General features: G+C 37.0%; 11 protein-coding genes. 3 read left to right on the top strand and 8 right to left on the bottom strand.

The genetic code is table 11. The features are described 5' to 3' along the window. The first annotated feature begins 91 nt into the window (after window positions 1–91). Together ACFIL3_RS03240 and glyS are read left to right on the top strand one after the other, a co-directional pair. The gene (locus tag ACFIL3_RS03240) at window positions 92–1,033 is read left to right on the top strand and encodes a glycine--tRNA ligase subunit alpha (RefSeq protein ID WP_375606430.1); all 942 of its coding nucleotides are present in this window, start codon (window positions 92–94) and stop codon (window positions 1,031–1,033) included. Further along, window positions 1,033–3,255, top strand: a complete 2,223-nt coding sequence (gene glyS, locus ACFIL3_RS03235) for a glycine--tRNA ligase subunit beta (RefSeq protein WP_375681833.1) — start codon at window positions 1,033–1,035, stop codon at window positions 3,253–3,255. The genes ACFIL3_RS03240 and glyS overlap by 1 nt, the downstream gene beginning before the upstream one ends. 124 nt (window positions 3,256–3,379) lie before the next feature. Here the strand turns inward: glyS and ACFIL3_RS03230 are convergent, their stop codons facing one another. The 8 genes from ACFIL3_RS03230 to ACFIL3_RS03195 form a co-directional block, all read right to left on the bottom strand. After that, window positions 3,380–3,874 (bottom strand): F0F1 ATP synthase subunit B, encoded by a 495-nt coding sequence (locus tag ACFIL3_RS03230; protein WP_375612090.1) that lies wholly within the window; start codon window positions 3,872–3,874, stop codon window positions 3,380–3,382. 11 nt (window positions 3,875–3,885) lie between these two features. After that, window positions 3,886–4,452, bottom strand: coding sequence for a F0F1 ATP synthase subunit B (locus ACFIL3_RS03225; RefSeq protein ID WP_273790398.1), 567 nt, complete (start codon window positions 4,450–4,452; stop codon window positions 3,886–3,888). Window positions 4,453–4,595: 143 nt separating this feature from the next. Further along, window positions 4,596–4,826, bottom strand: a complete 231-nt coding sequence (locus ACFIL3_RS03220) for a F0F1 ATP synthase subunit C (RefSeq protein ID WP_005773968.1) — start codon at window positions 4,824–4,826, stop codon at window positions 4,596–4,598. 54 nt (window positions 4,827–4,880) lie between these two features. Next, complete coding sequence (locus ACFIL3_RS03215) at window positions 4,881–5,639, bottom strand: F0F1 ATP synthase subunit A (protein WP_375681195.1); 759 nt, start codon at window positions 5,637–5,639, stop codon at window positions 4,881–4,883. 7 nt (window positions 5,640–5,646) lie between these two features. Beyond that, window positions 5,647–6,081: an AtpZ/AtpI family protein gene (locus ACFIL3_RS03210; protein WP_375612110.1), complete on the bottom strand. Its 435-nt coding sequence runs from the start codon at window positions 6,079–6,081 to the stop codon at window positions 5,647–5,649. A 1,090-nt stretch (window positions 6,082–7,171) separates the two neighbouring features. Further along, the gene (gene der, locus ACFIL3_RS03205; RefSeq protein ID WP_375681832.1) at window positions 7,172–8,596 is read right to left on the bottom strand and encodes a ribosome biogenesis GTPase Der; all 1,425 of its coding nucleotides are present in this window, start codon (window positions 8,594–8,596) and stop codon (window positions 7,172–7,174) included. Window positions 8,597–8,600: 4 nt separating this feature from the next. Further along, window positions 8,601–9,272: a tetratricopeptide repeat protein gene (locus tag ACFIL3_RS03200; RefSeq protein ID WP_375612087.1), complete on the bottom strand. Its 672-nt coding sequence runs from the start codon at window positions 9,270–9,272 to the stop codon at window positions 8,601–8,603. A 573-nt stretch (window positions 9,273–9,845) separates the two neighbouring features. Further along, window positions 9,846–11,618, bottom strand: coding sequence for an SLC13 family permease (locus ACFIL3_RS03195; protein ID WP_375681831.1), 1,773 nt, complete (start codon window positions 11,616–11,618; stop codon window positions 9,846–9,848). Window positions 11,619–11,972: 354 nt separating this feature from the next. On the opposite strand from ACFIL3_RS03195, the gene ACFIL3_RS03190 reads away from it, so the two are divergent. Further along, entirely contained in the window at window positions 11,973–13,679 is a 1,707-nt protein-coding gene (locus tag ACFIL3_RS03190; protein ID WP_375638035.1) for a hypothetical protein, read from the top strand. The last annotated feature ends 93 nt before the right edge of the window (window positions 13,680–13,772 follow it).

Raw genomic sequence — 13,772 nt, 5'->3', positions numbered from 1 at the left:
ACGATGCTTAACCATAAACCACATGAAATAATAAATAGAGAAACTAAAATTACTTTGTTTTTTGTTTAGTTCAATATAAAGAGTATAAAGCGTGAAACTGCCTGAACATCTTAACCCCAAACGTTCTTTTCAGGGACTAATCTTAACTTTGCAAAATTATTGGGCACACTATGGGTGTGCAATTTTGCAACCTTACGATATGGAAGTCGGAGCTGGGACTTTTCATCCAGCAACAACATTACGCTCTCTAGGGCCACGCCCTTGGAAAGTTGCTTATGTCCAACCCTCTCGACGTCCAACAGATGGCCGATATGGTAAGAATCCAAATCGTTTACAACACTATTATCAATTCCAAGTGCTTCTCAAACCCTCTCCGCTCAATCTACAAGAACTTTATATAAAGTCGCTACAAGCTATCGGGCTTGATACAAAACTGCATGATATTCGCTTTGTTGAAGATGATTGGGAAAGTCCCACTCTTGGTGCTTGGGGGCTTGGATGGGAATGTTGGTGCGATGGAATGGAAGTCTCTCAATTTACTTATTTTCAACAAGTGTGCGGCATTGAATGCGCTCCAGTTTCAGGGGAACTCACATACGGTCTTGAGCGTCTAGCGATGTATATCCAAGGGGTTGATAACGTCTATGACCTTAACTTTAATGGTTTGGAGGGAGAAAACAAAATAAGTTATAGAGATATTTTTTTACAGGCAGAACAGGAATACTCATATTATAATTTCGAATTTGCTGATACAAAACTGCTCCATCAGCACTTTATCGATGCAGAACGCGAATGCAGCGCACTTCTTGATGCTGGAAAACCAAATAAAGAAAATGTATTCCATCGCTGTGTTTTTCCTGCCTATGATCAATGTATTAAAGCGAGCCATATCTTTAATCTTTTGCAAGCACGTGGCGTTATTTCTGTAACCGAACGACAAAATTACATTCTTCGCGTTCGTAATCTCGCGCGCCGTTGTGGGGAAGCCTTTTTACTCACAGAAGCTGGACAAATATATACTGGAGAAGCCTAATGTCTGATCTTCTTCTTGAACTTTTCAGTGAAGAAATCCCCGCACGTATGCAACGAAAAGCTGCTGCTGATCTTAAGAAATCTGTTACAGATCAACTTGTGAATGCTGGATTGATCTATGAAGCTGCTCGTGAATATTGGACACCTCGTCGGCTAACATTGGACATACGCGGACTTTCCACACGCTCCAAAGATGTCCATGAAGAACGCAAAGGTCCCAGTATAAAATCACCACAGCATGTAATTGATGGTTTTCTACGTGCAACAGGATTAAATGATGTTTCTGAAGCGCATATTGGACATGATGATAAAAAAGGTCATTTTTATATTGCTAAAATTGTTAAAAAAGGTCGAGCTGCAGAAGAAATTATTGCCGATATTTTACCGGATATTATCCGCAACTTTCCGTGGCCGAAATCTATGCGTTGGGGAAAAGATTCAGCACAAAGTGGTACTTTGAAGTGGATTAGACCTTTACAAAACATTCTTTGCATCTTCGGACCAGAAATTGGTGAAACACATGTTATTCCGTTTACAATTGGTTCTCTTAAAAGCAATAATTTAACTTATGGTCATCGTTTCTTAAGTGATGGAGAGCCATTTCAAGTGCGCCGCTTTGATGACTATGTTACTCAACTTGAAACCCATAAAGTCATTCTGGATGCCGAAAGACGAAAGAATATTATTTTAGCTGATGCCCAAAATCTCTGCTTTGCAAACGGTTTAGAACTGGTTCAAGATAATCCCCTCCTAGAAGAAGTTGCTGGTCTTGTTGAATGGCCTGTTATCCTGATGGGTGATTTTGACAAATCATTCCTTGATATTCCTCCAGAAATTATTCGCTTGACCATTCGAGCCAATCAAAAATGTTTTGTCACCCGCAAACAAGGAGAAAAAGTAAAACTTTCTCATCATTTTATTCTCGTTTCTAATATTCTTGCAAATGATGAAGGCAAAGAAATTTCGAAAGGAAATAGTAAGGTTGTCCGTGCCCGTCTTTCTGATGCACTTCATTTTTGGCAAACCGATCAGCATGATTTGCCTGATCTTCAACAATTGGAATCTTCTATAAAAAAATTTGAGCTTGATATAAAAAAACCTCTCGATCAAAGAATGGCGCGACTTGATCATTTGAATGTAACTTTTCATGCTAAATTAGGTACACAAGGAGCAAGGGTAGAACGCATTGCTGCACTCGCACAAGAAATTGCTCCTTTGATACAAACAGATCCTCTTTTAGCAAAACGTGCAGCCATCCTTGCAAAAGCTGATTTGCAAACAGAAATTGTCGGAGAATTTCCTGAACTACAAGGTGTTATGGGGCAAAAATACGCCCTTCTTCAAGGGGAAGATCCTCGCGTAGCTGTAGCAATCGAAGACCATTATAGACCTCAAGGACCAACAGATCGTCTTCCACAAGAACCACTTGCTATAACCGTTATGCTCTCCGACAAAATTGACATGCTCGTTGGCTTTTGGCTCATTAATGAAAAACCAACGGGCTCAAAAGATCCCTATGCGTTAAGACGAGCAGCATTGGGAATTATTAGGCTTGTACTTTCGCGAGATTGGAAAATCAATCTTATGCCGCTGTTCCAGTTAGCAACGAATCTTTTCTTACAACAAAAAAATAAATATGAAATCTCTCAAAGAGAAAATTCACAATTGCAGAATCTGCTTCCAGAAAAAACAGAATATATTTTATCAGATCTGTTATTCTTTTTTCATGACCGTCTGAAAATCCATCTAAAAGAGGAAGGCGCTCGTTACGATGCCCTTGAAGCCGTTTTAAATAAAGATTCTGATGATTTTTTATTGGTTGCACGTCGTGTCGAATCGCTTATCGCTTTTATCAATACCCATGATGGAATGAACTTTGTAGCCTCTGTAAAACGTACTGCCAATATTCTTGAAAATGAATTTCAAAAAAGCACAACAATAGCGAATGAAATTAATCCTGAGCTCTTTATCGAGAAAGAAGAAAAGCAGCTCTATCATGCAATCTGTGAAGTAGAAAGAAAGGTTCTTTCTCCCATCAATGCAACAAATTTATCATTTGCACTCAGTGTGCTAGCGCCACTTGGAAAATTGATTGATATATTTTTTGAAAAAGTATTGGTGAATGATAAAAAACCTGATGTTCGTGCTAACCGTCTTGCTCTTCTCAAACATACTCACATTGTTACACAATCGGTTGCAGACTTCTCAAAACTTGTCATTTAAAATCAAAATACCCTATTAACTGATAAAAACAATGAAGATAATTTTTTCTTTTTTATGACTTTTATTAATTAATATTGAGAAAATTATGCAACCAAAGAGACTGTTCTTTATCTCTCAAATATCATTAATTAAGATATGTTTTCATTTTGATAAATGATTCTTTCTCAAGAGACTCTTTGATAAGTTCATCTGCCTTGTTAGAATCTATTTCCCTTGCAATAAGGGTACGTGCTGTAGAAATTGCCAAATCAATCGCTGATGAAGAAACCATGCGTATTGCATCCGCTTCTGCTTGGGCAATTTTTTGTTCTGCCAATTTATTGCGGTTTTTTACATATTCTTCTGCCTTTGCACGGGCCTCAGCAATAACAGATTCAACTTCATGCTTTGCTGCTGCAATAATTTCTTGCGCATCTTTTTCTGCTTCTGCATGTTTGCGTTGATATTCAGCCAATATTTCCTGTGCCTCTTCACGAAGACGCAGAGCCTCATCCAGTTCATCTTTGATACGTTTCGCGCGCGCATCAAGATGGTGTATAACCCTCTGTGGAATTTGGAAATAGACTAAAAGAGCCAAAAAAAGAACCAACCCAACAAATGCCCAAAAAGTATCAGTCATCTTTGTCTTCCTCAATAATCCGCAGTTTTAACAACTGAACGAACAGCCTCTTTGCTGATATCAACGTCAATCAATTTTTTCACAATTTCAAGAGCTACTTCTTCAGCGATAGAACCAACATTTTGCATCGCTTTATCCCGAATTTTTGCTATCTGTTTTTCAGCATCTGCGAGTTTTTTCTCTAGACTCTCTTCAATTTCTTTCCGTTCAAGCTCTGCCTTTTCTTTTAATTCTTCACTAGCTACCTGCGCTATAGCCTGCGCGTTCAAACGCGCTTCTGCTAATTTCCGCTCATAAGTTTCAACAACAATGTCTGCTTCTTGCTTCATGCGCATTGCCTGATCTAAATCAGATGCGATTCGATCTCGCCGTGTTTCAATAACACCGCCAATACGTGGTACAATTACACGGGAGATAAAAAGATAAAACAGTCCGAAAGAAATTGCCAACCAGAAAAAATGCGAACCAAAATGCACAAAATCAAAAGGCGGAAACACACGATTTGCATGCTCTGCTACCTTTTTAATATGTTCTATCGACGTTTCAGTGTTCTGTGCATAAGCGCTTGAAACAAACATCTTCTTTCATCCTTTAAATAGCTTATTAAAGCCCTCTATAACCGATGATAACTGACAAACATCTCTCTGGCATCTCTCTAGTTAAGAGCCTAAAAGGGTAAATCTTTCCTCATGCAAGAACAGATATACCCTTTTGATAATGATTAAACCCCAAAAAGAAGTAATAAAGCAATGAGCAATGAAAAAATTCCCAAAGCTTCTGTTACAGCAAAACCAAAGACGAGACGTCCAAACTGACTATCTGCTGCTGATGGATTTCGTAATGCACCAGAAAGATAGCTACCAAAAATATTACCAAGTCCTAAAGCTGTTCCAGCCATACCAAAGCAAGCAAGACCAGCGCCAATATATTTTGCTGCAAGCACCATTTCCATGTTATTCTCCTTTAAAGCGAAATTGCATTATTCGACGGAAAACCGCCAGTTCTATTAATGTCCTGGATGAATTGCATCATTAAGATACATACAAGTTAAAACCGTAAAGACGTAAGCCTGAAGAAATGCGACCAAAAACTCAAGAGCAGTAATTGCTACAGTCATAATAAGCGGTAAAATCGAACCACCAACACCTACGATTCCTACCCCAATCATTGAAACAACAAACCCAGAAAACACTTTAAGCGTAATATGACCAGCAAGCATATTCGCAAAAAGACGAAGAGAAAGACTAATTGGACGGGAGAGAAAAGAAATAACCTCAATCATTGTCACCAGAGGTAAAACCACAACAGGAACTCCACTGGGAACGAACAGTTTCAAAAAACTGACCCCATTCTTATAAAAGCCATAACCAATCACCGTCAAAATTACCACCATTGCTAACGAAAACGTGATCATGATTTGAGACGTAACCGTATAAAAATAAGGAAAGAGACCAATAAAGTTAGCAACCAAAATAAAAGTAAACAGAGAAAAAACTAAAGGAAAAAACTGCATTCCCTGCACACCAGATGATTCCCGCAGAGTCGATGCTACAAATTCATATGCCATTTCCGAAAGAGACTGCATCCGCGTTGGAACCAATCCACGACTCGATGATGAAATAAAGAGAAAAATAGAAGTTACAACAACCGTGAGAACTGTAAACAATGATACATTTGTAAACGATAAATCCATATTTCCTATGGAAATCTTAATCAGCCTTAAAACCTCAAACTGATGAATAGGATCTGGAGCGTGCGCTGTCACTTCAACCTCATTTATCGGACCTCTCATTGGCCCCTTTATTTTGTTTATCTTGGCGCAATACGCCTTTTTTTCCTAATTGACTGGAGGAAACATACCCCACAGACCGAAGAATACTCAATACACCAGCAGCAAATCCAAAGAAGAGAAAAAATACCAATCCCCAAGGCCATGAACCTGCTAACTTATCAAACCCCAACCCCAAAACAATACCAACTATAATACTTGCCAGAAACTCACTGGAAAGCTTAATTGCACCTGCCATCCTTCCTTGTGATTTTTCCCGCTTATTCCTATGCTCCCGCTTCTTTAATGCTTGCTTGCGCACTAAAGCTACGCTTAAGTTCCTACTACGACATTCCAAATCCTCTGAATGAAGACACTCTCCTTGCTTTTCCTCTTCAGCCTCCTTACGGCTCATAACGGGTTTCTCGCCCATCGCCATCATTGGCTCCTTAATTAAAAAGCAACGCAAGAATACATTTCATAAAACCGTGTGCATCATATTGTTCCCGAATTTATTCGTCAAGATACTAAAAGAAATCTATCACAAGTTATCGTATAAATTTTATTGCAGAAATAACGTATTTTTCAATTTACACGCTTTCTTAAAAAGATATTCCAAGCACCTAAACCGATTTCACGACAGCACCCGTGAATGTATAACGAAAAGTTCACGTGAATAATATAAAACTCATAGAACAACCATTTTTACACTTAACAAAAGGTGTAAACCAATACCATCTTATTTTCCGACTCCCAATGTTATATCAGTCCTAGTTTTGAAAGAGAACATAGAAAGCTAAAAACAGTATGAGAGCGTTGGTTTTCTCCTTTTATTCGAATAAACTTGCACTTTTTATTTTATGAAAATGAAATAATCAATGGTTTCTATATGATCCTATTCGTAAAGTATTTTATATACGCCATTACAGGCCTCATCACGAAATGAGCTTGAGGGTATTAAGAGAAGGTCCTTTAAATACAAGATATTAATAAATCCAAAATTTCAAATAGATTAAGCCAATAGAACACAATAAAATTTAAATACGATTACCATACTACTTTATACAATTTTAATCCACTTTTATGAATTTCGCTCTTTACAATTGAATATCCGTAGATTCAGCAAATATTTTTGCTTTTTATTCAGACAAACTATCGTAAGCAAAAGCGCTTATTCATAAGCTTTATTTTTATGAAACGATAATCTAATGCTGCTTTTCAAACAAGCATCATAATTACATTCCCCTACCCTCATATTGCATCTATTCTTGCACTTTAATAACCCATTAAGAGGATTATGTACTCTTTCTTAAATACTCCCTATTAAACTCTTCTCATGACATGCAAATAAATGATCTTTATCAAGATGAGAGAACTCTATTCAATAGCGCTCATGATAAATGATTATCAATAAAATTAAAACTTTAGCAAATAAAACTTTTTCTTTTATGAAAAGCACGATCATTTAAAAAACTTATTTTTAAGATTCTTAAGTATAGATTTCATTCACTTAAAAAATTAAAGAGTTATCATTTCTTCTTGGAACGTGTCGCAAAAGGATTATCAGAGGCTCGTAATGATATGCGAATGGGTATACCAGACATATCAAATGTTTCACGTAACCCATTGACAAGATAACGCAAATACGACTGAGGCATACTTTTGGGGCGCGAGCAGGAAATCATAAATCCAGGAGGACGTGTCTTAACCTGTGTGATGTATTTAACCTTAAGTCGACGTCCAGAAACCGCAGGAGGTGGATGATGTGCCACAACAGTTCCAAGCCATTGGTTCAATTTAGCCGTCGAAATGCGACGATTCCATACACGGTGCATCATCATGACATTTTCCATCAGTTTATCAATCCCTTGACCATATTGTCCTGATAAAGGAACAGCTCTCAAACCACGAACTTGAGGAAGAAATCGCGCACATTTTTCATGCAAATCAATCAATGTGGTCTGACTGTTTTCAATAAGGTCCCACTTATTGAAAGCAATAACTGGAACACGCCCTTCACGAATCACAAGATCAGCAATTTGTAAATCCTGCTTTTCAAAAGGTATCGTTGCATCAAAAACAATGACCACCACTTCTGCAAAACGAATAGCACGCAAAGTATCTGCAACAGATAGTTTTTCTAATTTTTCTTGAATTCTCGACTTTCGACGTAAACCTGCAGTATCAAAAAGTTTAATATGACGACCACGCCATTCCCAATCTACAGAAATAGAATCACGCGTGAGTCCTGCTTCTGGTCCTGTTAACAATCGCTCTTGTTTCAACATACTATTGATAAGAGTGGATTTTCCTGTATTGGGACGCCCCGCAATTGCAATCCTAATGGGCTTACTTTCATCGTAAATAAGCTCTTCTTCTTCCAAATCCTTTACATCATCACCAACAGATGCAGGTTGTATCATTCTATCTTCTTCTTTGTTGTTGCCAAAAACATGCTCTGACCCAACAGCATCTATAATTGCATCACGCAGATTACTAAGTCCCAAACCATGTTCAGCCGATATTGGGCATGGCTCTCCCAAACCTAATGACCACGCCTCATACTCTCCTCCTGTTGCCGCTCTTGACTCAGACTTATTGGCAACAAGCACAATTGGCTTTCCTGATTTGCGAACCAATGAAGAAAAATTTAAATCACTTGGTGTTATTCCGCTCTTTGCATCAAATACAAATAAAATAAGATCCGCTTCATCAATTGCAACTTTTGTATGAGAACGCATACGCCCCTCAAGTGTATGATCACCTGCTTCTTCCAGCCCAGCCGTATCAATCACATCAAAACGTAGATCTTGAAGTTTTGCCGCATGAATACGCCGATCACGTGTTACACCAGGCTTATCATCAACCAAAGCCAATTTTTGCCCAACCAAACGATTAAATAGTGTTGACTTCCCAACATTGGGACGACCAACGATAGCAATGGTAAGGCTCATCGATTTATTCCTTATTTGCCTTGCCCTCAGCTTGTATAAGCTCAAGCATCATTCGAGCCCGATCTGTTATTTTTAAACCCAAAGAACCTTCTTCAGAAATTTTCTTAAAATAATAAACCGCCTCATCCATTTTATCCGCCTTATAAGCAGCTAAGCCTAAAGCTTCTCTTGCAGACATACGCATAGGATCGGTATCACTTGCCATATCTTTGATGCGCTTTTCAACATCAGCTAATGTCCCTGTATCAACCAGAATATAAGCCGCCCGAATTTTTGCAACTTTCTGCAAAATCTGCGGTGCTTTCTCATCCGCTGCAACAGAATCAAAGATCTCCACTGACTTAATAATATCACCTTTCTCCATGAGTAAAGAAGCCTCACGTAAACGAGCAAGAAAAGGATACCCCCCAAAATGAGAGGTTTTAACAGTTTCTAATTGCTTTATCGCTTTATCAAAATCACGTGTATCCGCAAGATCAAGACTCTTTACAAATGCATCACCAATATAACCAGCTTTCTTTATTTGTGTATGATGGTAAACTTGATAAGCAACTATCATGAATATAAAAAGAACAGCCGCTCCAATAATTGAAAAACCATACCGTCTCCAAAAAGCAAGCGCCTTTTCCTGACGAAATTCTGCATTCACTTCAGCAATAAAACTATCATACGACATATATCATACCTTGAAAAAAGTTACTTCACCTGTGCTTTTACGCATAAATGGATAAAGATGGTAGCCCTAATTAACTAAAAATCTTTAAATTGCTCGTTTATTTATTTTAAATCAACATGTAGCCAATTCAATCAGATTTTTGCAACAGTCTTAATCGAAAATGATGTAAGCACCCTGTTTGTTCACATTACAGCTTTTACATATTATGAAAAATTCACTGCCTTAATATTTATCATGATTGCCTATCATCTCAAGCGAACTTTCTCTCCATTATATAGAGGAATAATCTTTTAAAGTCTTCAACCGCAATCGTTGGTTGTATTGGATTATACAATTATAATAGAAAAACCAATTCTTGAAAAAACTTGAATAAACAGTAAATTTCCATGAATATCTACTAAAACCAAATAGATAAATTTTTATCTGTATCAAAAATACCGAAGCGCCATGATTACAGTGTGGTATAATTCCAAATCTTCAGTTAAAGCTCTTTATATAAAGTATATCCCTTCAACTTATCTTCATACGATTAACAACCTTTTATAATTGATTCTTAAAGTTTCTAAAAATATCCTATTGTAAAGGCCAAACCCACATAAGCATTGGAACAGCAATAATAACGATCAACACCGCCAATGGAGCACCTAAACGTGGATAATCACTAAAACGATATCCTCCTGGCGCCATCACGAGCATATTACTTTGATGTCCAATAGGTGTAAGAAACTCACAGCCCGCACCAATTGCAACAGCCATCAAAAAAGCTTCAGGCTTATAATGAAGGGAATGAGCAAAACTTGACGCAATTGGTGCTACCATCATCACTGTTGCTGCATTATTCAAAAATGGCGTAACCAACATAGCTGTCACCAACATAAGCGCTAAAGCACCGGATGGCGGGAAAAATATTGCCAATTGGCTCAGCCATTGACCAATGAGATCCGTACATCCTGTTTTCTCTAACGCTTCACTCACTGGAATAAGAGCCGCTAATAGCACTAATATTGAGCCATCTAATGCCTGATACAGATCACGCGCGGGCAAAACACGAAAGATCACCATTGCAGCAGCAGCAGAAAAGAAAGAAAAAGCAACTGGAACAATATGAAAAGCTGTAAAAATAATTGCTATAAATAAAACAGCTAAAGAGATGAAACCATGTCGTAAATTTCCAAACACAATATTTCGTTTTGCTAGGGGCAAGCATTTCAATTCTCTTAATAAATTTGGAATAACTGCATCCTGTCCTTGCAAAACAATCACATCTCCAAGATGGAAAATAATATCATCAAGTCTTCCCCGCACCCTTTCATGTTGACGACTTAACGCAAGCAAATTTACATTATAGCGATCAAATAAGGAAAACTCTTTCGCACTAATACCGATAAGAGGTGAATTATGGGTAATGACTGCTTCAATAATATCAATATTACTGTCCTTATCACCTGCAACAATAGTTCGCCCCTTAGAAAACTCTAAACGAGCAGAATTCATCACGCTATCTAACCCTGTATGTGATCCTTCCAGCAAAATAATATCATTTTCAGACAAAACAAAATCTGGTAATGGTGAAATAGATACTTTGTTTCTGATGATTTGAATCACCATAACATCACCACTTGATGGCTTAACCAAATCAACAATATTTTTTCCCACAATCGGTGAATTTATTGGAATATGTACTTCTGCAACATAATTACGAATATCAATGGCATCATCAAATGATACACCTGAACGCACACGCACAGGCAAAAGCCAATAAAAAAGAACCAAATATACAACACCAGCCGTCGCAACAACCGCACCAACTGGTGTAAAATCAAACATAGTAAAAGGTGTTCCTGCTAAACGTTCTTGCATCGCTGAAATAACAACATTGGGAGATGTTCCTATCTGTGTCATAAGCCCCCCCAACAAAGAACCAAAGGCCATGGGCATCAAAAAGACAGAAGGAGAAACCTGAGAACGACGTGCAAACTGAAAAGCTATCGGAAGCATAATCGCCAAAGCACCAATGTTTTTAACAAACATTGATAATACGACAACAGAAAGAACCAAAAACGCTAATTGAAGACGCACCGATTTCACGTCTGGCCATATCCGTTGAATAATAAATTCCATTATACCAGAGCGAGATACAGCCGTACTGACAACAAACACACTCCCCACGATAATAACGATATCATTACTAAAACCGCTAAAAGCTTCCTTCGGACTGACAAGACCAAGGGCACAAGCTATTAATAAAGTACAAATAGCAACAAGATCATAACGAAATCGATCCCAAATAAAAACAACCATCATGAGACCAATGATCGAAAAAGCCATTATTTGATTTTCTGTCATAACACTTACCTCTCCCCATTAAATTATAATGAACAAGAACATATTTTTTATGTTTTAAATATTCCTATAAACAGCAGCAAGATAAAAGCAGACATCGAAATATTTTAGGATAATTTTAAAGTGATAAAAAATTATGATGCGCATAAACTTGCCTCTCCTTATTATGCGTGCTTTTCTATAAAGTGCTGAACCCAAAGAAAATTGATAAAAGTTGATAAAGCTATATTGCAAAAAAGATGAGAATAACTCTAATATAGAGAGTAGATAATTGTTGAAACTGGTACACGCTATATTTAAACCTTTGTCGTTGCTTAAAAGAATTTATCTTCACTCTCAATTCAAAGAGTGATAAAAATGAAAGAAGAAAGAATGGTCAATCTTAATAGTGGGTATCAAAGTAACCTCAGATATTGGCTCACTTGCATTATTGGATTTGTTGCTATCTTGGCAATTATAATTGTTGGTGGATTTTATATTGCAAAACCCTATCTTGACGGTTTTGTAAGAAAAGAAATAGCCCGTCATTCCATAAAAGCCGAAACATCTGAAGTAAGCATTCTAGGTAAAATCAATTTGAAGAATGTGACAATACCTGTTCCAGCTGGTACATCACTTAAAATTGGCGCCATTTCTGCCCGTCCTCCTCTTTCCTTTATTCCCGGAACTTTTACATTTTATAATGTTGATTTAAAGTATAATAATATTCATGTGCAAATTCCCCAAATTTCCCTTCGGAATGTATCCTTAAAAGAAAAAGATAGAACGATAACATCACGTCTTTTACAATCAATGATGCGTATTGAGCTTTCCTCAATTATTGCTCCCAATATACAACTTTCTATAGAAAATAAAAATAACCGAACAGAAACGGTTGAAATCAAGAATTTCCAGCTTTCTGATTTTAGAAATAACCATATCCATTCAGTTAGTATCAAAAATATGGATCTTAAAACGATCGTAGCAAATGGTGCCAAACAGATGCAACTTATGGCTAAAAGTAATACAATAAAAGCCCATGATATCGACATCAACTATGCCTACTCTATCATTTTTGGAAAAAACAATGCTCTCAATCAAGGTAAAACCGTTACTGGCCCCATTTCTTTGAATAATATAAGTGTCGATATTTTTGAAGAAGCAGAAAAAAACAGCTCTTTCTTCCTTGGGCAGTTTAAAACATCTGGTTTAAAGATGAAACCGCTTGAGCAAACTCCTGAAAAATTAATCAAAGCTTATCTTAATGCAAGAAAAGAGAATAATAAAATCGCTGAAAAAGTAGCACAAAATGGTCTTCTTCTAAACATACTGCTCGCCATTACCTCAGCGGATGCCAAAGTTGATAATATCACCGTTGATATACCGCAGTTGAAAGCAACGCTCGAATCATTCCAATTCAAACCAAGTTTGTGGAAACAACCTATCCCTAAAAAGCTTTTTCTTTCTCTCAATAACCTTTCCGTTTTACCTAAAAAAATGAATGAAAAAGACTTAGAGTTCTTCAAAAATCTGAACTTTGAGCGCTTTAATGTTTCAGGAAAAATTGATATTTCTTACGATGAAAAAAAACGTATGCTCTTTCTTGATACAATGTCTTTCAATATGAAAAACGTTGGATCTGGGAACATCTCGGCTAAGGTTATTGATGTTGATGAAAAGCTTTTTTCTGGTCAGAAAAATATAATGATTGCTGCGTCTCAAGACCTTGGCATCAATGAAATTGATATACAATATACGGATGCAGGTTTCATTGATAAGCTTTTTTCTTATCTTGCGCAAAATCTTAATGACAGCCAACATGATCTAAAAAAGGAACTTTATGACGATTTCTATCTAATGATGACGCAGACCCCAAAAATTCTGCTAAAAAATCATGACGAAGCAGAAAAAATTTCAAAATCCTTAGGAGAATTTGCTAAAAATCCACAAACATTGATCGTTAAAATTAAAGCAAAAGATAATAAAGGTCTCGCAATAGTTGATCTCGAATCTGCTCTACAAAATGATCTATCTAAGGCTTTAAGCAAAGTACATCTCACTATTAAAAATGAAGCGTCGCGTTAAACATTTTGTGCTTTAAACATGATGATCTTGTCTATAAATTAAGAACTTTATTCCTCTTTTTTCTTTTGTATGATACAGAAGGTATCATACAAA

This window comes from Bartonella sp. CE47NXGY (assembly GCF_042195415.1).
Taxonomy (GTDB): Bacteria; Pseudomonadota; Alphaproteobacteria; order Rhizobiales; family Rhizobiaceae; genus Bartonella.
This window is presented reverse-complemented; position numbering and strand designations above follow the sequence as displayed.

What these genes read in the sequence shown, in the direction of transcription:
- glyS (WP_375681833.1), top strand. Translation starts at nt 1,033, where the DNA reads ATGTCTGATCTTCTTCTTGAACTTTTCAGTGAAGAAATCCCCGCACGT.
- ACFIL3_RS03230 (WP_375612090.1), bottom strand. Translation starts at nt 3,874, where the DNA reads ATGACTGATACTTTTTGGGCATTTGTTGGGTTGGTTCTTTTTTTGGCT.
- ACFIL3_RS03225 (WP_273790398.1), bottom strand. Translation starts at nt 4,452, where the DNA reads ATGTTTGTTTCAAGCGCTTATGCACAGAACACTGAAACGTCGATAGAA.
- ACFIL3_RS03220 (WP_005773968.1), bottom strand. Translation starts at nt 4,826, where the DNA reads ATGGAAATGGTGCTTGCAGCAAAATATATTGGCGCTGGTCTTGCTTGC.
- ACFIL3_RS03210 (WP_375612110.1), bottom strand. Translation starts at nt 6,081, where the DNA reads ATGGCGATGGGCGAGAAACCCGTTATGAGCCGTAAGGAGGCTGAAGAG.
- der (WP_375681832.1), bottom strand. Translation starts at nt 8,596, where the DNA reads ATGAGCCTTACCATTGCTATCGTTGGTCGTCCCAATGTTGGGAAGTCA.
- ACFIL3_RS03200 (WP_375612087.1), bottom strand. Translation starts at nt 9,272, where the DNA reads ATGTCGTATGATAGTTTTATTGCTGAAGTGAATGCAGAATTTCGTCAG.
- ACFIL3_RS03195 (WP_375681831.1), bottom strand. Translation starts at nt 11,618, where the DNA reads ATGACAGAAAATCAAATAATGGCTTTTTCGATCATTGGTCTCATGATG.
- ACFIL3_RS03190 (WP_375638035.1), top strand. Translation starts at nt 11,973, where the DNA reads ATGAAAGAAGAAAGAATGGTCAATCTTAATAGTGGGTATCAAAGTAAC.